General features: G+C 49.6%; 19 protein-coding genes. 4 read left to right on the top strand and 15 right to left on the bottom strand.

What is annotated here, in order from left to right; genetic code table 11:
* The first annotated feature begins 2 nt into the window (after positions 1-2).
* Positions 3-836, top strand: coding sequence for a bis(5'-nucleosyl)-tetraphosphatase (symmetrical) ApaH (apaH, locus tag ACKPVM_RS18335; RefSeq protein WP_409311242.1), 834 nt, complete (start codon positions 3-5; stop codon positions 834-836).
* 6 nt (positions 837-842) lie between these two features.
* On the opposite strand, the gene ACKPVM_RS18340 is transcribed toward apaH, so the two are convergent.
* From ACKPVM_RS18340 to ACKPVM_RS18355, 4 genes are all read right to left on the bottom strand, one after another.
* Entirely contained in the window at positions 843-1,043 is a 201-nt protein-coding gene (locus tag ACKPVM_RS18340; RefSeq protein ID WP_409311243.1) for a hypothetical protein, read from the bottom strand.
* Between the two features lie 236 nt (positions 1,044-1,279).
* Positions 1,280-1,762 (bottom strand): type 3 dihydrofolate reductase, encoded by a 483-nt coding sequence (gene folA / locus ACKPVM_RS18345; RefSeq protein ID WP_409311244.1) that lies wholly within the window; start codon positions 1,760-1,762, stop codon positions 1,280-1,282.
* A gap of 152 nt (positions 1,763-1,914) precedes the next feature.
* On the bottom strand, positions 1,915-2,385 hold the full coding sequence (locus tag ACKPVM_RS18350) for a threonine/serine exporter (RefSeq protein WP_409311245.1): 471 nt from the start codon (positions 2,383-2,385) through the stop codon (positions 1,915-1,917).
* Positions 2,376-3,152 carry a threonine/serine exporter family protein gene (locus ACKPVM_RS18355; RefSeq protein WP_409311246.1) on the bottom strand — a complete coding sequence of 259 codons (777 nt, stop codon included), beginning with the start codon at positions 3,150-3,152 and terminating at the stop codon, positions 2,376-2,378. The genes ACKPVM_RS18350 and ACKPVM_RS18355 overlap by 10 nt, the downstream gene beginning before the upstream one ends.
* A gap of 528 nt (positions 3,153-3,680) precedes the next feature.
* Here ACKPVM_RS18355 and ACKPVM_RS18360 point away from each other — a divergent pair.
* Complete coding sequence (locus ACKPVM_RS18360; RefSeq protein WP_409311247.1) at positions 3,681-4,295, top strand: LysE family translocator; 615 nt, start codon at positions 3,681-3,683, stop codon at positions 4,293-4,295.
* A 69-nt stretch (positions 4,296-4,364) separates the two neighbouring features.
* Here the strand turns inward: ACKPVM_RS18360 and carB are convergent, their stop codons facing one another.
* From carB to ribF, 8 genes are all read right to left on the bottom strand, one after another.
* On the bottom strand, positions 4,365-7,595 hold the full coding sequence (gene carB / locus ACKPVM_RS18365) for a carbamoyl-phosphate synthase large subunit (RefSeq protein ID WP_409311248.1): 3,231 nt from the start codon (positions 7,593-7,595) through the stop codon (positions 4,365-4,367).
* Between the two features lie 14 nt (positions 7,596-7,609).
* Positions 7,610-8,758 carry a glutamine-hydrolyzing carbamoyl-phosphate synthase small subunit gene (gene carA / locus ACKPVM_RS18370; RefSeq protein ID WP_409311249.1) on the bottom strand — a complete coding sequence of 383 codons (1,149 nt, stop codon included), beginning with the start codon at positions 8,756-8,758 and terminating at the stop codon, positions 7,610-7,612.
* A gap of 446 nt (positions 8,759-9,204) precedes the next feature.
* Positions 9,205-10,026 carry a 4-hydroxy-tetrahydrodipicolinate reductase gene (dapB, locus tag ACKPVM_RS18375; RefSeq protein ID WP_409311250.1) on the bottom strand — a complete coding sequence of 274 codons (822 nt, stop codon included), beginning with the start codon at positions 10,024-10,026 and terminating at the stop codon, positions 9,205-9,207.
* Between the two features lie 338 nt (positions 10,027-10,364).
* Positions 10,365-11,315, bottom strand: coding sequence for a 4-hydroxy-3-methylbut-2-enyl diphosphate reductase (ispH, locus tag ACKPVM_RS18380; protein WP_409311251.1), 951 nt, complete (start codon positions 11,313-11,315; stop codon positions 10,365-10,367).
* The gene (gene fkpB, locus ACKPVM_RS18385; RefSeq protein WP_409311252.1) at positions 11,296-11,769 is read right to left on the bottom strand and encodes an FKBP-type peptidyl-prolyl cis-trans isomerase; all 474 of its coding nucleotides are present in this window, start codon (positions 11,767-11,769) and stop codon (positions 11,296-11,298) included. Before fkpB ends, ispH begins: the two co-directional genes overlap by 20 nt.
* Positions 11,769-12,278 (bottom strand): signal peptidase II, encoded by a 510-nt coding sequence (gene lspA / locus ACKPVM_RS18390; protein ID WP_409311253.1) that lies wholly within the window; start codon positions 12,276-12,278, stop codon positions 11,769-11,771. Before lspA ends, fkpB begins: the two co-directional genes overlap by 1 nt.
* The gene (gene ileS, locus ACKPVM_RS18395) at positions 12,278-15,091 is read right to left on the bottom strand and encodes an isoleucine--tRNA ligase (protein WP_409311254.1); all 2,814 of its coding nucleotides are present in this window, start codon (positions 15,089-15,091) and stop codon (positions 12,278-12,280) included. Before ileS ends, lspA begins: the two co-directional genes overlap by 1 nt.
* Before the next feature lie 31 nt (positions 15,092-15,122).
* Positions 15,123-16,064 (bottom strand): bifunctional riboflavin kinase/FAD synthetase, encoded by a 942-nt coding sequence (gene ribF / locus ACKPVM_RS18400; RefSeq protein ID WP_409311255.1) that lies wholly within the window; start codon positions 16,062-16,064, stop codon positions 15,123-15,125.
* 343 nt (positions 16,065-16,407) lie between these two features.
* Between ribF and rpsT the strand changes: the two genes are divergently transcribed.
* Positions 16,408-16,671: a 30S ribosomal protein S20 gene (rpsT, locus tag ACKPVM_RS18405; RefSeq protein ID WP_109052417.1), complete on the top strand. Its 264-nt coding sequence runs from the start codon at positions 16,408-16,410 to the stop codon at positions 16,669-16,671.
* Positions 16,672-16,827: 156 nt separating this feature from the next.
* On the opposite strand, the gene ACKPVM_RS18410 is transcribed toward rpsT, so the two are convergent.
* On the bottom strand, positions 16,828-17,709 hold the full coding sequence (locus ACKPVM_RS18410) for an AraC family transcriptional regulator (RefSeq protein ID WP_409311256.1): 882 nt from the start codon (positions 17,707-17,709) through the stop codon (positions 16,828-16,830).
* Positions 17,710-17,933: 224 nt separating this feature from the next.
* Here ACKPVM_RS18410 and ACKPVM_RS18415 point away from each other — a divergent pair, with 224 nt between their 5' ends.
* The gene (locus tag ACKPVM_RS18415) at positions 17,934-19,001 is read left to right on the top strand and encodes an aldo/keto reductase (protein WP_409311257.1); all 1,068 of its coding nucleotides are present in this window, start codon (positions 17,934-17,936) and stop codon (positions 18,999-19,001) included.
* A 124-nt stretch (positions 19,002-19,125) separates the two neighbouring features.
* Here the strand turns inward: ACKPVM_RS18415 and nhaR are convergent, their stop codons facing one another.
* Together nhaR and nhaA are read right to left on the bottom strand one after the other, a co-directional pair.
* Complete coding sequence (gene nhaR, locus ACKPVM_RS18420) at positions 19,126-20,016, bottom strand: transcriptional activator NhaR (RefSeq protein WP_409311258.1); 891 nt, start codon at positions 20,014-20,016, stop codon at positions 19,126-19,128.
* Between the two features lie 2 nt (positions 20,017-20,018).
* Positions 20,019-21,245, bottom strand: a complete 1,227-nt coding sequence (nhaA, locus tag ACKPVM_RS18425; RefSeq protein ID WP_409311259.1) for a Na+/H+ antiporter NhaA — start codon at positions 21,243-21,245, stop codon at positions 20,019-20,021.
* Positions 21,246-21,316 lie beyond the last annotated feature (71 nt).

Here is a 21,316-nt window from a genome sequence, read left to right on the forward strand (position 1 = left end):
TTATGTCTACCTATTTAGTTGGCGATGTTCACGGTTGTTTGGTTGAACTCAACGCGCTGTTGGCGCAAGTTTCTTTCAACCCTGCGCAGGATACACTGTGGTTAACTGGCGACCTCGTCGCTCGTGGGCCTGATTCACTTGGCGTACTGAGATTTGTCCGTTCCCTTGGTTCGGCCGCTCGTCTGGTATTGGGCAATCACGATCTGCATCTTCTGGCAGTTTATGCGGGGATCAGCCGCAGCAAGCCCAAAGATCGCATTGCGGAATTACTTGAAGCACCGGATGCGGATGACTTAATTAATTGGCTACGTAAACAGCCTATCCTGCAAGTCGATGAAGCGTTAAAACTGGTGATGGCACACGCCGGTATTACTCCACAGTGGGATTTGGATACCGCGAAAATATGCGCCCGTGAAGTTGAATCCATCCTGAGCAGCGATAGTTATCCTTTATTTTTGGACGCGATGTACGGCGATATGCCAAATCATTGGCTTCCTGAACTTAGCGGTCTGCCTCGTTTACGTTTCAGTACCAACGTATTCACCCGTATGCGCTACTGTTTTTCTGGTGGTCAGCTAGATATGCTGTGCAAAGAGCCCCCTAGTCAAGCGCCATCCTTGTTAAAACCCTGGTTTGATCTCCCCCGAAAACTCGCTGAAGAGTATGCTATCGCGTTCGGTCATTGGGCTTCATTAGAAGGGAAAGGCACACCGGAAAACATTTATGCACTGGATACCGGGTGCTGCTGGGGCGGGAAACTGACGATGTTACGTTGGGAAGATAAACGTTATTTCACGCAAAAATCTCTGTCAGAGCAGAATAACGACAACGAATAAACGGTATTAATAGGGTGATAAAATGCGACGCTTGTCACCCACGTTGCGATTTGATGCAGAATCCGCTGGCACTTCTGTCGGAATCGACCAAATCCCACCCCCTAAAAATCCTGCCAACCCGAGCGGGCTCGCATTTGTCAGCAATAATTCACGACGGCTGGGATCAACCAGTCGATCGGCATTAAGTTGTTCTGGTTTTATTACCATGAGCACAGCGTCCTCAGTTAAATACGCGGAAATCCCCGCCACATTCAATATGTCCATACTACGATTGAAATATGACAAAAATGTTATCTCACAACGGAGACAAAGCACTGTGCTCACCGTCAATGGGACACTATCGGTAGCATCATTGGTATTTGTGGCGCAGGCTCATTGCTATCGCGAGGTCTAAAACCCGCCGTGAATAGCGGGTGAAACATAACAGAAGGGGAAATAGCGAATTAACGGCGTTCTAAAATTTCAAAGCAATAGCTGTGTGAGTTGCGTTCGTCGGCACCATGAAATTCACTGAAGACTGATTGCCATTCATCCGGCTCATAATCAGGGAAGTGCGTGTCACCTTCCACTTCGGCATCAATATGGGTCAAATACAGACGATGAGCTTTGGGCAGCATCTGCTGGTAGATACTTCCCCCGCCAATGACCATGACCTCTTCGACGTCTCCCACCGCCATCAGTGCCGCATCCAACGAAGTGGCCCAGGTAACGCGATCATCATCGCCAGGATGTTGACTAACGACAATGTTGTGTCGACCCGGCAACGGTTGCCCAATAGAACGAAACGTATTACGTCCCATGACGATCGGCTTATTCAACGTATTGCGTTTAAACCACGCTAAATCGGCTGGCAAGTGCCACGGCATGGCATTCTCCATGCCGATCACACGATCAACTGCCAGTGCAGCAATTAAACTAATAACCATGGTGAAACCCTGTAGGTCGGAAAATTGCTGACACTATACGGAAACCCCTTCCACTCGTCGATATCCCGTTCATCTTTCCCGTGGCAGATATCCCGCCCCTTCCTGTACGTTGAAAGGGATGAGGTATACCGGATGCCACAACGCCGCGCAGACTATACGCCAGGACGTTTGCGATACAGCCAAATCCCCGGCAGCGATAGTCCAACGGACAGCGCCCCCACAATGAAGCTGGCCTTGAGAAAATGCGTCATCATGACTCGCATCAACTCTTCACTGTAACCAAGATGAGAAATCTCCACGACGGAAATCATCGCCGTATAGGCTGAAATGCCAGGAAACATCGGGATCACCGCCGCAACCGTGAACACTTTGGGATGCGCCAGCAACCAACGCGACCAGCGAATACCAATGACGCCAATCATGATCGCGGCCAAAAAAGAGGCCCACTCAATGCTCATGCCAAAGTGTATTGCCAGAAAGCGGACACCGTGCCCCAGCGCACCAAGCAATGCACAGTAACGCAATGCTTTCACCGGCACATTGAACACCATGGCAAATCCTAAAGCAGGCACCGCCGCCAGCACCATATCCTGTAACAGTGCCCATACCAGACTTAAGCCCATCCGCGCAGCCCCCATAACGACATCGCGATAATCACGCCGATACAGGTCGACAGCGTCAACAAACTGGCGACGGTCCATCGTGCGAGTCCCGTGTTCACGTGACCTTTAAACATGTCAGCAACGGCGTTAATCAAAGGGAACCCCGGCACTAACAGTAAGACGCTGGCCGCCATCGCGACACCGGAAGTATGTTGGAAGGCTGGCAACCGCATCAGCAAACCAGAAGCCGATGTCGCAACAAATGCCGTAATACAGAAATTAATCAATGGATTAAGGTGACGTGCGGTAAAAATCTGCCTGACATACATTGCCAGACCACTGGCTATCATTGTGACAACAAACGCGTCCCATCCTCCACCATTCAACCGACTGAAACAACCGCAGGAAAGCGCCACAATGGATACCATCAGCCAACGTGGATAGCGAAGTGGTTTGATATGCGAGAACCTCTTTTCCACCCCTTCCACATCCAATAGTTTGTGCTCAGCCATAATCACCGCATGCTGAACTTCCACCACCACATGCATATTAATGCCGCGATCGACATTCTTACGTGTCGATGTCAGGCAATTCCCCTGCATGATAGTTGTTAGCACAATCGCATTTGCCGAGATTGAACTTTCAACACTATCGGCACCCAGCGCTACACCTAACCGAGAAGATAACTGTTCCACGACCATACTTTCGGCACCATGCTGCAATAGCAAAAGCGCACATTGAATGCACAGCCGGGTGATCTCCCGTTGCTGTGTTGTTTCACTAACCATGATGTTATTCCAACCCTGACCCCAAAAATATACCCATAGATTTCAACGTGTATGACAGTGACAAGCAGCCTCAGTACAGAGAATCCCTTAAAGAAACTGAGTCAATTACAGCCAACGTCTCTACAAATTGAAAGATGGCAGATATATACCCGTCATACTTCAAGCTGCTTGTGCGTTGGCTGCCCTTACTCACCCCAGTCACTTACTTGTGTAAGCTCCTGGGGATTCGTTCGGTTGCCGCCTTCACGCAACTTGAATTATTTTGGGTATAACCACAAACAAAGAAAGGAAAATAGTTAACACATTGCGAACCAATAGCCAATAATGAAGATACCAATTAATGATTCTGGCATTATCATTCTCTTCGGTTATTTCCATACCCCAAATAATTCAAGTTTCAGGAAGGCGGCAAGCGAAGGAATCCCGATGAGCTTACTTGAGTAAGTGATTCGGGTGACTGAGCGCAGCCAACGCACATGCAACTTGAAGTATGACGGGTATATATTTTTTCTCCACCTGGAACGCAACATGCTAGAAACCTCATTAATTATTGCGACAATTGCGACTCTGGGCATGATTTCGCCTGGCCCCGATTTTTTTCTGATCATCAAAAACGCAACTCGTTACCCGCGTATTGCCGCGCTAATGACAGCATTCGGGGTTATCTGCGGTGTGGCAACCCACATGGCTTACTGCGTAGCCGGTCTGGCTGTGGTGATCACCACCACCCCTTGGCTCTTTAATTTGCTGAAATACGCAGGTGCGGCTTATCTCATGTGGATCGGCATTCAGGCGCTGTTGTCGCGTGGCGGAAGCAAAATGGATGTCACACAATTAACAAAACAGCACGTCAGTATGAAGAAAGCGTTTTTGCAAGGTTACTTATGTAATTTACTGAATCCAAAGGCAACGTTATTCTTTCTGGCAATGTTCACGCAGGTATTGAGCGTTAATTCCGGTATAGGAGAAAAGCTGTGGTACGCCATGATTATCTGGGGGCTATCCGCGATCTGGTGGCCACTGCTGGTATTCATATTTCAGAGTAGCCCTGTGCGTCAGGTTCTGGCCAAGATTCAGAAACTCGTGGATAAAGTACTGGGGACCGTTTTGATTGCATTGGGTATCAAAGTCGCGCTGAGTTAACCAGCGCTCCCTTCTCGCCGCTTTTCCTCCCGTCATACCTCTACAGGCATGACGGGAGAGACATCGGCGTTACGAGCGACCTTTAATCATCGCATGCATTTCCTGCACCGAGGTCACTTTATTCGTCGGATCTGCTGTTAACGACATCGCCGTCGCAAAACCACCATTCAGTGTCGTATCGTAGTGCACCTTATATTGCAGTGCACTGCGGCGAATAAGTTTAGAATCCTCAATCGCCTGACGCCCCGCCGTCGTATTAACGATATAAGTGTACTCACCATTCTTGATACGATCCTGAATATGTGGACGACCTTCATGAACCTTGTTCACCAGACGCGGATTAATCCCTGCTTCACCCAGTTCAATTGCCGTGCCGTGCGTCGCATCCAGCTCGAATCCATGTTTCAGTAGCTTGGCGGCTAAATCAACCACACGAGCTTTGTCGCCTTCGCGTACCGACAGCAATGCACGACCGGTTTTTTTCATGTGGGAATTGCTACCCAGCATCGCCTTGGCAAACGCCTCGGCAAATGTGCGACCAACGCCCATGACTTCACCGGTAGAACGCATCTCTGGCCCCAGAATCGGGTCAACACCAGGGAATTTATTAAACGGTAAGACCACTTCTTTCACCGAATAATAAGGCGGAATAATTTCTTTGGTGACGCCCTGCTCAACCAGCGTTTGTCCCACCATGACACGAGCCGCCACTTTCGCCAAAGGAACACCAGTGGCTTTAGAGACAAATGGGACGGTACGCGCCGCTCGAGGGTTGACTTCAATCAGATAAACTTCATTGTTTTTAACGGCAAACTGCACATTCATCAGGCCGCGAACACAAAGCTCAAACGCCAGTTTTTCAACCTGCTGGCGCATCACATCCTGAATTTCCTGACTCAGCGTATAAGCAGGCAGAGAACATGCCGAATCACCAGAGTGAACGCCCGCCTGTTCAATGTGCTCCATGATGCCGCCAATCAATACGCGCTCACCATCACAGATAGCGTCCACATCGACTTCGATGGCATCATCCAGGAAACGATCCAGAAGAACCGGGGCATCGTTAGATACGCTCACGGCCGTTTGGAAATAGCGACGTAAATCTGCTTCGTCGTACACGATTTCCATCGCGCGACCGCCCAGAACATAAGAAGGACGGACAACTAACGGATAGCCGATGCCACGCGCTTTTTCTACCGCCTGTTCAATCGCCGCCACCGTCGCATTAGCCGGTTGTTTCAAGCCAAGACGGTTGACCGCCTGCTGGAAACGCTCACGGTCTTCTGCACGGTCAATCGCGTCCGGGCTAGTGCCGATAACTGGCACACCCGCGGCTTCCAGCGCACGTGCCAGCTTCAGCGGCGTTTGGCCGCCGTACTGTACAATGACGCCTTTCGGTTTTTCGATACGCACGATTTCCAGTACATCTTCCAGCGTCACCGGCTCGAAATACAGGCGATCGGACGTATCGTAATCTGTAGAAACCGTTTCAGGGTTACAGTTGACCATAATGGTTTCATAACCATCTTCACGCAGTGCCAGCGAGGCATGTACACAGCAATAGTCGAATTCAATCCCTTGACCAATACGGTTAGGGCCACCGCCCAGTACCATAATTTTATCGCGATCCTGATTCGGGTTAGCCTCACACTCATCTTCATAGGTGGAGTACATGTAAGCGGTATCGGTCGCGAATTCAGCCGCACAGGTGTCAACACGCTTATAGACTGGATGCAGATCGAATTTGTCACGCAACTTGCGAATTTCGCTTTCGGCAACGCCCGCCAGTTTCGCCAAACGCGCATCGGCAAAACCCTTACGCTTCAACTGACGCAGGAAGGTCGCATCCAGCGCAGTGACGCCTTTCTCTGCGACCAGTTCTTCCAGACGCACCAACTCTTCAATTTGCACCAGGAACCAGCGATCGATATTCGTGAGGTTAAACACGCCATCAACCGACATGCCAGCACGGAATGCGTCTGCGATATACCAGACACGCTCTGCACCAGCGTCTTTTAGCTCACGGCGGATTTTGGTCAACGCTTCAGGATCGTCAAGATCGACCTTCGGATCGAACCCCGTGGCACCCACTTCCAAACCACGCAGTGCTTTTTGTAAGGATTCCTGCTGAGTGCGGCCAATCGCCATCACTTCTCCCACCGATTTCATCTGGGTGGTAAGACGATCGTTAGCGCCAGCAAATTTTTCGAAATTAAAACGAGGGATTTTGGTGACGACATAGTCGATAGACGGCTCAAACGATGCCGGCGTGCGGCCACCCGTAATATCGTTCATCAGTTCATCGAGGGTATAACCCACTGCCAGCTTGGCCGCAATCTTCGCAATGGGGAAACCCGTTGCTTTAGAGGCCAGCGCGGAGGAACGCGAAACACGTGGATTCATTTCGATGATGATAAGGCGACCGTTCTTCGGGTTAACCGAGAACTGGACGTTAGATCCCCCTGTCTCGACACCGATTTCACGCAGCACCGCCATCGAAGCGTTACGCATGACCTGGTATTCTTTATCCGTCAGCGTTTGTGCTGGCGCAACGGTGATCGAGTCGCCGGTGTGGATCCCCATGGCATCGAAGTTTTCGATGGAACAAACGATGATGCAGTTATCGTTCTTATCGCGCACCACCTCCATTTCATACTCTTTCCAGCCAATCAGCGATTCGTCGATCAACAGTTCTTTCGTCGGAGAAAGATCCAGCCCGCGTTCACAAATCTCTTCAAACTCTTCACGGTTATAGGCGATACCGCCACCGGTGCCGCCCATCGTAAAGGAAGGACGGATAATGCACGGGAAGCCGACGTCAGCCGCTACAGCCAGCGCTTCTTCCATCGTGTGTGCAATACCGGAACGCGCGGTATCCAGACCGATCTTTTTCATCGCTACATCGAAACGGCGACGATCTTCTGCTTTATCAATCGCATCTGCCGTGGCACCAATCATGGTGACGCCGAATTCGGCCAGCACGCCTTGACGTTCCAGCTCCAGCGCACAGTTCAATGCCGTCTGACCACCCATGGTCGGCAGCACAGCATCAGGACGCTCTTTTTCAATAATTTTACGTACCACTTCCCAGTGAATCGGCTCAATGTAAGTCGCGTCTGCCATCTCCGGGTCGGTCATAATCGTAGCCGGGTTAGAGTTCACCAGAATGACGCGATAGCCTTCTTCACGCAGCGCTTTACACGCCTGTGCACCAGAGTAGTCAAACTCACACGCCTGACCGATCACAATCGGTCCCGCGCCCAAAATCAGGATGCTCTTAATATCTGTACGTTTTGGCATTTTCTTGCTCCTGATTATTTAGCCGAAGAACGATAAGTCTGGATCAATTCAATAAAGTGGTCGAACAGTGGCGCGGCGTCATGTGGACCAGGGCTGGCTTCAGGATGCCCCTGAAAGCTGAACGCCGGCTTATCGGTACGATGAATCCCTTGCAACGAACCGTCGAACAGAGATTTGTGTGTTGGACGCAGCGTGGCGGGCAATGACGTCTCATCCACGGCAAACCCATGGTTTTGCGCAGTAATCATCACGCAGTTGGCATCCAGATCTTTGACAGGATGGTTACCGCCGTGGTGACCAAATTTCATTTTCACCGTCTTCGCGCCGCTAGCTAAAGCCAGCAACTGGTGCCCTAAACAAATGCCGAATACCGGAATATCCGTTTCCAGGAAGGTTTTGATTGCACGAATGGCGTAATCACACGGTTCCGGGTCTCCCGGGCCGTTAGAGAGGAAAATACCGTCTGGATTAAGTTTCAGCACCTCTTCGGCAGAGGTCTGTGCCGGAACGACCGTCAGGCGGCAGCCGCGATCCACCAACATACGTAAAATGTTGCGTTTCACACCATAGTCATAAGCCACAACGTGGTAAGGCAGCTCACTTTCGTTTGTCGCCTCAGGTAATTCACCTTCCAATGTCCAGCTTCCCTGCAACCAACTGTAGCTTTCTTTCGTGGTCACTTCTTTTGCCAGATCCATCCCTTTCAGGCCCGGGAAGGCTTTCGCTTTCTCCAGTGCGACAACGGCATCCGGCGTCTCTCCCGTGATGATACAACCGCTCTGCGCCCCTTTTTCACGTAGCAGGCGAGTCAGCTTACGAGTATCAATATCGGCAATGGCAACGATGTTGTTGCGTTTGAGGTATTCAGACAGGCTTTCTTCACTACGGTAGTTGCTGGCAATCAGAGGTAAATCGCGAATAACCAGACCTTGAGCCTGTACAGCGGGGGATTCTTCATCGTTGGCATTAGCGCCGACATTACCAATATGGGGATAAGTGAGAGTGACAATCTGGCGGGAATAGGAAGGATCAGTAAGGATTTCTTGATAACCGGTCATCGACGTATTGAAGACCACTTCCCCCACTGCCGTTCCCTCTGCCCCAATGGCCCGACCGTGGAATTGGGTTCCGTCTTCCAGAACCAATAGCGCTGACTTAATCAAAACACCCTCCAAGGAATAAAAAATCAAGTTATTTGCATATTAATTCAGATTAAAGCCACTAAATCAATGCAAAAACCACCTTTAAGGTAAATTTTTGGCAAATTGGGCGCATTTTAATGATGGTCTTGCTGATTGTCTACTCAAACCGCTTTTTTTCTCTTATTTTTATGCTTTCCGTAATGAATCACCCCCCACTGACGTAAAAAGCCATATCAACTTAGATAAGTAAACGGTTGCGAGCCAACATTGTTAAAATAAGGGTAACAAACCACCAGAAGAGGGGGGCTTCAGGGATACAGAGGGATAATCAGTGCCAAAAATAACTATAAAATTGATTAAAATAAATGGAATGGAATAAAATTAAAACAAAAAACAATAAAATAAAGGTAACCACAAAAATGATTACCTTTATCAGTAAGATAGAATATATAAAATAAAATTATAAACTATAAATCATCCAGAGAAAGCACATCTCTCATATCAAAAAGACCATTTTTCTTCGCACTTATCCAGATAGCGGCTCTTACTGCACCATTAGCAAAAGTCATACGGCTGGATGCCTTGTGGGTAATCTCAACACGTTCGCCAACATCAGCAAACATCGCAGTATGTTCACCAACAATATCGCCCGCTCGCACGGTAGCAAAACCAATGCTTTTCGGATCGCGTTCACCAGTATGACCTTCGCGCGTATATACCGCACAGGACTTTAGATCCCGGCCCAACGCATCAGCAATAGCCTCTCCCATCGCCAGCGCGGTGCCAGACGGTGCATCTACCTTGTGGCGGTGGTGTGCTTCAATGATTTCGATATCAGTATAGTCGCCCATGACCTTGGCTGCTTTTTCCAGCAACTTCAGCATGACATTGACACCGACGCTGAAGTTCGCCGCAAACACAATCCCGATATCCTGTGCCGCCTGCTTAATCGCCGTTTTACCGGCATCATCAAAGCCAGTTGTCCCAATAATCATACCTTTACGGTGCTGTCGGCAAAAAGCCAGATGTGACAATGTGCCTTCCGGACGGGTGAAATCGATTAAGATATCGAAATCATCCTGCACGTCATCCAGACGCTCATTCACCGTAATACCGTTTTTCCCCAGCCCGGCTAATTCCCCCGCATCGCTTCCTATTAGAGACGAACCAATACGTTCCAACGCGGCGCCCAATACCACACCGTCCATTTGTTCAACGGCCTGGATCAACTGACGCCCCATGCGGCCACCGGCCCCAACAACCGCAATACGGATGGATGAATCTTTCATAATGTCTCTCTCTTTTGCTACTGACGACATGAAAATCACATCAGGTTAACGGGCTCTGTGTACTATCGCCAGTGGATTTACGACCAGATTAGAAAATACTGTTTGAAATGACAGAAAATCAGAAAAACTATCTCATCGCTGGCGTCAGATTTGCCTCTGAAAGCGATCAAAAACCGCAGAGTGTTTGAATACACGCAAGAAGGGTTAAAAATAAACCAGATCGCAGCATGCATAAAAATTCATTTTTATGCATGCGTATTTCCACGGACGGACAACAGCAGGGAGAAAATGGGAAGGGTAACAGCGGCAGGGTAGAATCCCTACCGCATAAACAAATACTAATCTATCTGTTTAACTTCAACTCGCAGTTCTTTTGGCACTTCAAAAACAATATTTTCTTCACGACCCTGCATTTCAACGGCAACCTCACCGCCTAACACCTGTAAACGTTTAATGACCTGTTGAACCAAAATATCCGGTGCCGATGCCCCAGCCGTCACACCAACGTGTGAAACGCCTGTCAACCAGCCTTCCTGAATATCTTCTGCCGCATCAATCAGATAAGCGGCTTTCCCCGCGCGCTGGGCCAGTTCAGCCAGACGGTTTGAGTTGGACGAGTTTTTAGACCCGACCACCAGCACAACATCCGCTTCTGCTGCCAGATTACGCACCGCTTCCTGGCGGTTCGTGGTGGCATAACAGATGTCATCTTTGCGTGGACCAACAATTTTCGGAAAACGAGCCCGCAACGCATCAATTACCGCCGAGGTGTCATCTACCGATAACGTTGTTTGCGTCATAAAACAGAGGTCATTTTCATCCTTTACCTGCAACAACCAGACATCTTCAGGCGATTCGACCAGATACATGCCACCTTTGGCATTACTATACTGCCCCATCGTACCTTCGACTTCCGGATGCCCGGCATGACCAATCAGAATCGCTTCGGTACCTTTACGACTGGCACGAGCAACCTCCATATGAACCTTGGTCACCAGCGGACAAGTTGCATCAAAAACGGTCAGATCTCGGCATTTTGCTTCGGCTCGCACCGCCTGAGAAACACCATGGGCAGAAAAAATTAAAATTGAGCCATCCGGCACTTCATTAATCTGCTCAATGAATATCGCTCCCCGTTCACGCAGACCATTAACCACATAGCGGTTATGAACAACCTCGTGACGGACATAAATCGGCGTACCGTATATCTCCAACGCACGTTCAACGATGCTGATCGCACGATCGACGCCAGCACAAAAGCCGCGCGGGTTAGCCAGCAAGATTTGCATGGGGAACCTCCTGCCGAGAGGGATCAATTTCCAGAACTTCCAGATCGAACGTAATCGTCTGACCGGCCAGCGGGTGGTTGAAATCTACCGTAATAGACTCCTCCGCCACTTCACGGATAATTCCCGGCATATCATTCCCCCCTACGCCACTGAACAACATAATGGTTCCCACATCCGGAACCCCTGTTTCAGCAAAATCACGACGTAAGAAAAACTGAATCAAATCGGGATTGCTCAGCCCGAATGCGGATTCAGGCGGTAATGTGAATGTGCGCTTTTCACCACATTTGAGCCCTAACAGATGTTGTTCCAACTCATGTGACAAACTGTCATCACCGAGACGGAATAAGGCTGGCTTACCCCGTTCCCGTGTGGACTCTGCTGCCGATCCATCTGCTAATGTCAGAATAAAGTGCACCAGTACTTCGCTGTTGCTCTGTACAGTTTCAGACATCAGTGCCCCTTTTGCTTGACAGTATCATCATGCGTATTGAAAAAGCCTTCCAATACGATAAGCGCTGCACCAACACAGATTGCGCTATCTGCCAGATTAAAGGTCGCAAAGTGCCAGTCACCTACATAAAAATCGATGAAATCAACCACAAAACCATGCCACGTCCGGTCGAACAGATTACCAAGCGCACCACCAATAATCAGTGAGTACGCGATATTATTCAATTTGTGTTGCGCACTGCCGCGATACATCATCACCAGCAAAACGACAACAATCGCCACCGCAATACCGGCAAAAAACCAGCGCTGCCAGCCACCTTTATCAGCCAAAAAACTGAACGCCGCGCCATAATTCCGCGCATAGTGCAGATTCAGAGAAGGAAACAAAGGTTGCGTATCACCCAGCGCAAAGTGGGCAAGGATCCACTGTTTGCTGCCAAGATCGATAACCAAAACCAGTAGCGCCAGCCAAAGCCAGCGCAATCCGCTCGAACAGATCGATTTATTCATCAGACAAATTTACGCTCTTCACCATTGCCGCCGACGTTAGTTGCACAGCGACCACAAATATCAGGATGATCGGTATCATGACCGATATCCGATTCATAGTGCCAGCAGCGAGGGCATTTATGCCCTTCCGCCTTGCTTAAGGCAATTTTCAATCCAGAGAGTTCCGTTTCCTGAGCATCCGCAGGCGCATCTTCATAACGTTCTACGAACGCTTTCGAAGTCAGCAGCGCAAAATGCAATTCTTGCTGTAGACGATGCAATTTACCCGCCAAATCGGCATCGGCATAAAGCGTGACGGACGCCTCCAATGAGCCACCGACACGTTTATCATTACGCGCCTGTTCGATCACTTTGTTCACTTCACTACGCACTTTCAGGATATCCGCCCAGAACGCATCATTCATGCTTTCGGTAGCATCCAACCCGAACAGACCGTCATACCACTCTTCGGTAAACACGTACTGTGCACGCTTGCCCGGCAGATAATTCCAGACTTCATCTGCGGTGAACGACAGAATCGGTGCCATCCAGCGTACCAACGCTTCGGAGATATGATACAGCGCGGTCTGACAGCTACGACGCGCTACGCTGTCGCCTTTGGCCGTGTACTGGCGATCCTTGATGATGTCCAGATAGAACGACCCCATTTCGATGGAGCAGAACTGCATCAAGCGCTGTACCACGCGGTGGAAATCATAGCTTTCATAGGCTTCAATGATCTCTTCCTGCGCGGCTTTCGCACATCCCACCGCCCAACGATCCAGCACCACCATTTCTTCAGGCTTCACACTGTGCTGCTGCGGATCAAATCCGTTCAGGTTAGCCAGCAGGAAACGTGCTGTATTACGGATACGACGATAAGCATCGGCTGAACGTTTCAGGATCTCATCCGAAACGGCAATCTCACCAGAATAATCGGTTGAACCGATCCACAAACGTAGAATATCGGCACCCAGCTTATCCATTACATCCTGTGGACTAACAGTATTCCCGATGGATTTAGACATTTTGCGACCTTGTCCATCCACGGTGAAACCGTGCGTCAGCACCTGACGGTAAGGCGCTTTGCCTTTAATTGCGGTAGAAATCATCAGGGAAGACATGAACCAGCCGCGATGCTGGTCAGACCCTTCCAGATACATATCTGCTGCATGACCGCTAAATTCCGGGCGTACATCGACGACAGACGCGTGCGTCGATCCAGAGTCGAACCACACATCCAGCGTATCCGGCACTTTGACGTAGTTATCAGCGTCTGCACCCAGCACATCGGCAGGATCGAGATCCCACCACGCCTGAATGCCATCGGCTTCAACGCGTTTCGCCACCGCTTCAATCAATTCTGCTGTGCGTGGATGCAGCGCTTCTGTTTCTTTATGAACAAACAGCGACATCGGCACACCCCAGGTACGCTGACGGGAAATACACCAGTCAGGACGGTTGGCGACCATTGCTTCAATACGCGCCTGACCCCAATCCGGGATCCACTGCACACCTTTGATTTCAGACAGCGACTGCTTACGCAGACCTTTCTGATCCATGCTGACAAACCACTGCGGCGTGGCGCGGAAAATAATCGGCGTTTTGTGACGCCAGCAACAAGGATAGCTATGCAGCAATTTCTCTACATGCAGCAGAGCACCTTTCTCACGCAGAATTTCAACGACGATATCATTGGCTTTAAAAACAAATTTACCGTCTAGTTCCGGATAAGTGCCACTGAGATAACAGCCGTTTGGCCCGACCGGATTAGCCACTTCCAACCCGTATTGCTGACCGATAACATAGTCCTCTGGACCATGACCGGGCGCGGTGTGCACCGCACCTGTCCCCGCATCCAGCGTCACGTGGTCACCTAGAATCGCCGGTACGTCAAACCCCATAAACGGATGTTGGAAACGCAACAATTCAAGATCGGCACCTTTACAGTCACCCCGCACTATCCACTGCGTCACACCGGCACGTGCCATGACGCACTCAACCAGATCGGCTGCCAGAATCAGCGCCTGACCGTCAATCTGTACCAGTTGATAATCAAATTCTGCATTCAATGAAATTGCGCGGTTTGCCGGTAGCGTCCACGGCGTGGTCGTCCAGATCACCAGCGAAACAGGGCCATCTACGCTACTCACACCAAACTTGGCTAATACTGCCGCCACATCGCTGGCGTGAAATGCCACATCGATGGATGGAGACGTTTTGTCGTAATATTCAACTTCCGCTTCCGCCAGCGCAGAACCACAATCGGCACACCAGTGAACGGGCTTGGCACCCTTGTGCAAATGACCGTTTTCAATAATGCGGCCCAGTGCACGAATGATGTTCGCTTCAGTTTTGAAATCCATCGTCAGGTAAGGACGATCCCAATCACCCAATACGCCAAGACGAATAAAATCTTTTTTCTGACCTTCAACCTGCTCGGCTGCGTATTTACGACACTCGGCGCGGAACTCAGCCGCCGTAACCTTCTCTCCCGGTTTACCGATCAATTGCTCAACTTTAAGTTCGATAGGCAGACCATGGCAGTCCCAACCAGGGACATAAGGCGAATCGTAGCCGGACAGTCCCTTAGACTTAACGATAATATCTTTCAGAATCTTGTTAACTGAGTGACCAATATGAATATTGCCATTCGCATACGGAGGGCCATCATGCAGAATGAAGGTTTTTTTACCTTTCTTGGCATTACGAATAATCCCGTACAGATCCTGTTCATACCAACGTTTCAGCATGTCAGGTTCACGCTTGGCCAAATCGCCACGCATCGGGAACCCTGTTTCCGGCAAATTCAGGGTAGTCTTATAGTCACTCATTAGATTCTCGATTTCGTTTTCGGCTAAAAAATTAAACCGGTGTCTTTAACCCAAAAAATTCCCGGGCCGTCACCACATCATTAGCGATTTGCTGCTTTAAAGCCTCAAGCGAAGCAAAACGCTGTTCATTACGTATCTTCTTACGCAGTACGACTTCGATATGACAACCGTACAAATCCATCGCCACATCCAGTAAATGTACTTCAAGCTGCTGGCGCTTGTCGCCAGTCACCGTCGGGCGTGTACCAATATTGGCCACGCCGGGTAGCGGTTCATCACCCAATCCATATACGCTAACAGCATACACGCCACTGACCGGTGAAACCTGACGTTTTAACGGCAGGTTGGCGGTAGGGAAACCAATGGTTCGCCCTAATTCATTACCATGCACCACACGACCCGAAATACGGTAGGGATGCCCTAACAGATTTTCTGCCAGAGAGAGGTCATCATGACTGAGCGCTTCCCGCACAGCCGTGCTGCTCACTCGCTTACCGCCATTACAGAATGAATCGGTGCTGATAACATCAAAACCCGACTCAAGCCCAGCACGTTGTAATAACAGGAAATCACCCTGCCGACCAGCACCAAAGCGAAAGTCATCGCCGACGACCAAAAACCGGACGCCCAGTTGCTCCACCAGCAGCGAGGAAACAAACGTTTGGGCATGATTGGCCGCAAAATGTGCATCAAACTTCACACACAGTAGGTAGTCAACCCCCGCTTGTTCCAGATAATTCACTTTATCGCGCAGGTTGGTCAACCGCGCAGGCGCTTTGTCAGCGGAAAACAATTCCAGCGGCTGGGGTTCAAAAATCATCACCATGACAGGTAAGCCGCGCGACTGCCCTTCTTGCTTCAAGCGTTCCAGCAACATCTGGTGTCCACGGTGCACACCGTCAAAATTACCAATAGTGAGCACACAGCCATAGTGGTGTGCCCGAAGATTGTGTATACCGCGAATTAGCTGCATGGCTGACTCAGAACAAATTGGTTAAAATAATGGAAATCGGCGGATTATACCTTGTACAACGAGTAAGGTTAACCCGCGATTCATGCCTTTTGCAGTCACCCTTCTGAATATCGGCAGTATTCTTGCTGTTTTAGCAGCGGATAATCGTATCACTGCGAATTTATGATGCGAAAAGCTGTATTCCGCCGCATGAAGCTGCTAAAATCCTGCGCCATCACAACGTAACAGGCGTCGACGTACAAACGGCGCTTATTTGCACAAATCCATTGACAAACGAAGGCTAAAAGGGCATATTCCTCGGCCTTTGAATTGTCCTCGATAGAATATATTTGGGAGTTGGACCTTGGCTAATATCAAATCAGCTAAGAAACGCGCCGTACAGTCTGAAAAGCGCCGCAAGCATAACGCAAGCCGTCGCTCCATGATGCGTACTTTCATCAAGAAAGTATACGCGGCGATCGCTACTGGCGATAAAGAAGCGGCACAGAATGCGTTTAATGATATGCAACCGATCGTGGATCGCCAGGCTGGTAAAGGCCTGATCCATAAAAACAAAGCTGCACGTCATAAATCCAATCTGGTTGCGCGCATCAACGCCATGCAATAATCGCGTTTCGCGTTTTATTGTTGAAAAAACCGGCTTAGGCCGGTTTTTTTACGTCAACAGTCTTTCTGATGCAATCTTCTCCAACCGATGCCAAGGCTACTACGGCTTGATGCGCGGTGATGGCAATACCAACCTTGTGGACTGCGCGGACGAACTCTAGTTGGACAAGCGAAGCAATCGCGCATCGTTTGCAGGTGGCCTTCCGAAAAGCCGAGAGTAGTCGCGGCTAAACTGTGACGGGCTGTCATAGCCCACGGTATACCCGGCATTTGCCGCATCCATTCCATCGCTGACCATCAAGCGTCGCGCTTCCTGCATTCTCAACTGGTTCCTGAATTCCAAAGGGCTCATTGCGGTAACGGCTTTGAAATGTTCATAGAATGCCGAACGCCCCATACTGGACATGTTGGCCAAATCCTCAATACGGCAAGCTTTCTGGAAATTCGCTCTGATCCACATAATGGCACGAGCAACTTGGCTATGCCGACTATCGGACTGAGCCATCGCGTAAATGATTTGGCCATTTGGGCCAGTCATCAACCTGTAAAGGATCTCACGTATGGCGAGCAAACCCAGTGCATCAATATCCTCTGGTGTATCAAGCAAGGTGACGAGGCGCGTAGCCGCATCAAGTAATCCTGAAGTCATCTCGTTGATCGTGAGGCCAATTATCCCCGAACGCCTCTCGGTCATGCGAGGATACCGCATCACTAACTCTCCCAATTCTACTGTGTTCAAATCAAGCTGAACACTCAGGTAAGGGTGTGCCTCGCTGGCATCCGTGACAGTTCCGACAACGGGAAGACTCACTGAGGCAACCAGATAGCTGCTTGGGTCATAGTGGAGAATACGGGAGCCTAGCTGTGCCTGTTTCCGCCCCTGTGCGACGAAACAGACTGTCGGCTCGTAGATGACCGGCATCGGCATCGTCGGCGCAGAGCATCGGATAAGCTTCATCCCAGGGATGAGACACTCAAACGTCCCATCCTGTGGCATATGTCTTTCAATCGCGTCCCGAAATTGTTCAATTTGCGTCATAACACATCGCCGTATCTAGCATAAAGACCTTATCCTTCTATTTTTAACGCCCTCGGACGATCGTGCAATCATTGCGGAGAAGCATTCTATCGCTCACAACCGTGGATGAAGAAAATGATCTACATGCGAAGCGTGGCACTTCTCTTCCGCTGGCGATGCCATCAGATGGGGTAAAGCCACGTCAGCTTTCTCCTGTCTCAATGTTACACCGATGAGGACGCCATATGACTACCAACACATTATTGAATAATTATCGCTTACTCGGCCGTTCAGGTCTCCGAGTTTCCCCCTTGTCGCTAGGCACAATGACCTTCGGCTCAGATTGGGGTTGGGGCGCGAACGATGCGGAAGCAAAACGTATCCTCGATGCCTATGTTGATCGTGGAGGAAATTTTATCGATACGTCGGTTAACTACACCAATGGTGCCTCCGAACGAATTTTGGGTGGTCTTATCAAAGATAAACGTGAACGCATTGTTCTCGCGACCAAATTCACCATGGCACGCGATGCCAATAACATCAATTCAGGCGGAAACCATCGCCTCAATCTCGTACGGTCGGTCGAAGAGAGCCTGCGACAGCTTGATACCGATCGCATTGATCTGTTGTACCTGCATGCCTGGGATTTCACAACCCCCCCTGACGAGATTGTTCGCACTCTGGATGACTTAGTCAGATCGGGCAAGATTCTCTATGTCGGCATCTGCAACACACCCGCATGGCGGGTGGCACAAATGCAAACGCTGGCCGACTTACGCGGCTGGTCACCCTTCGTGGCGTTGCAAATCAGCTACAGCCTCGTCGAACGAACGGTCGAGCATGAACTCATACCGATGGCGCAGGCTATGGGGCTGGGCGTTCTGCCGTGGTCGCCGCTCGGCGGCGGGATACTCACAGGTAAGTACAGTCACGCGGACCTTTCAGATGAAAACGACGCTAATGTATCGGAAACACGCAAGGGCGTTATCGCCTCATCGGGATACCTCAATGAACAGGCTCTGACTATCGCCCAAGTCGTTGGAAAGGTAGCTGATGAAGTAGGGGCGTCGCACTCTCAAGTTGCACTTGCCTGGACGCTACAAAATCCGGCAGTGGTCTCGCCCATCATTGGTGCCCGTACGCTGGAGCAGGCAGAGGAAAACTTCGGTGCATTAAGTGTCGAATTCACTGAAGATCAGCTAAGAAGATTGGAGCAGGCAAGCGCGGTCACACCTATCTTTCCGGAGAATTTTATCGGTCGCCCAATGGCTCAGCAACTCATCTTTGGCAAAAATTCGGTCAAAAGTCGTTGATCATAGTCTATCAGGCATGTGTTTCGCTGATAGCCTATCTGAGAGCATCTTATGCGCCTCCTGTCAGGTTTAAAACCGGCTCAGACCGGTTTTTTTACGTCTTCTCTCTATCAACGATCAAACATCATTCACGAAAGAGATCCGAGAAATCCTTGTTGCATAGCCGTTGCACAGCAGGGTGCTGGATCATCCTGGCTGCGAAGATCACATAGTATTCATCCTGAACATTATCAATCCTGCCAATCTCAGCGACATCTCCTTGCTGATAAATCGCTTTGGCGTACATGGATGGCGCAACAAAAATGGCATCATGGTTAATACCAAATGCGGTCATCAATGCCGCATCGTCAAACTCTCCCAGAATTTCTGTTTGAATATTTTGTGCATTAAACCAGTTCAATAATTTTCGCCCCAACATGGAGCGACGCCCTGGAACCAACAGTTTGCGCGTTTCAAGGCAATCGGGAAAAGATTCTTCAGGAACAGGACGCCGACAATAAAAGCTGACCCCACATTCACCCAGTTTCAATGAAAATAGCCCTTCCTGCTGGCTTGAGTCGACGGGACAATCCGACAGAATAATATCCAACTTATGCTGGCTTAACTGCTCTAGCAGCATTTCATGCGTGGATTCGAAACACCGTAAATGAATGTGATCCTGTTCGGTCACTACCGTTTCCAGGATCTGGCTGACCAGCCGTTTCGATAAGGCATCCGCGACCCCCACATCAAACAGCAGGCTGGATTCTTTACGATAATTCACGATATCCAGCATTTCCTGACTCAGTTGGAACATTTTATCCGCATAGCGAAAGACTAACTGCCCCAGTTCTGTCGGTTCCAGCCCGCGCCCTTTTCGCTTAAACAGTTTTCCCTGCAAGCGTTCTTCCAAAAATTTAATCTGTCCGGTAATGGTCTGCGGCGTTAGAAACAGCGTCTCTGCCGCGGCTGCGACAGAGCCTGACTTATAAACCTGCCAGAAGTAATAGAGATGATTAAAATTCAAATGAGACACATCTACTCCCTCTTCGCGCCTCCCGCATGACATAAGCCCTTATGCGACTGAACCGCCTTATCCAACGTAGGTAATATTCTATGTAATACCAAATAGCCAAGTAACGCGGCCAGACAAGATGCCAGTAAAATGCCTAACTTAGCATAGGTAATAAACTCCGCATCAGCCTGAGAAAATGCCAGCAACGTAATAAAGATCGACATGGTAAATCCGATACCGCATAACACGGAAACAGCAACGATCTGGCTGAAACTCACACCAAAAGGCAAACGAGCATAACCTAATTTTACCGTTAACCAACTCAGTAGCGTAATACCCAAAGGCTTACCGACAAGCAACCCGGCGGCAATACCAAGGCTCAACGGTGAAAACAGTTTTTCTAACTCAATCCCCTGCAACACAATGCCTGCATTAGCGAAGGCAAACAACGGAATAATTAAGAATGCGACCCACGTTTGTAGACCATGTTCCAATGTGATTGCAGGGGAATCCCCCGCCCCCGATGTACGTAATGGAATAAAAAATCCAACGATCACACCTGCCAGCGTCGCATGGACACCACATTTTAGAATGCAGACCCATAAGACAATTCCAACCAGCAAATAAGCGGATGTTTTTCTGACCTGCTGTCGGTTCATATATGCCAATACGGCCACTGACAACACCGCGCCCCCCAATGCAGGCCAGAAAATCTGTTGCGTATAAAACAAGGCGATAATCAGGATCGCCCCCAGATCATCAATAATTGCCAGCGCCAACAGGAAGACTTTTAATCCCGAGGGAACACGCTTTCCTAAAAGCGTCAGTACACCAATAGCAAACGCGATATCCGTAGCAGCGGGAATCGCCCAGCCAGCACGTGTTACCTCATCATTCGCGTTGAAAAACAGAAAGATCAGCGCGGGGAACACCATCCCCCCTACCGCAGCCACCAGCGGCAACATTGCCTGTTGCCGACTAGATAAAGCCCCTTCCACCAATTCCCGTTTCACTTCCAAGCCAATCAACAGGAAAAAAATCGCCATTAATCCATCGTTGATCCATAGCAGTAGGTTTTTATTGATTTCCAATGCGCCAAATCTTATTTCTACTGGCATCATCAAGAATTGTTGGTAACCAGTTGCAGTCACAGACCAGTTGGCCGCTAACATCGCCAGCACCGTTGCTATCATCAACATCACACCAGCCGCTGCATCTAACCCGATAAAACGGCGAATCATCGTTATCATTAATTAATCTCTCTGTTAGGTATGGGTGCAGATACCATGTCCCCAATTTCTTGCAGGCAAGATTACGTAAT

The organism is Pectobacterium hainanensis (assembly GCF_046237015.1).
GTDB lineage: Bacteria > Pseudomonadota > Gammaproteobacteria > Enterobacterales > Enterobacteriaceae > JBJYIN01.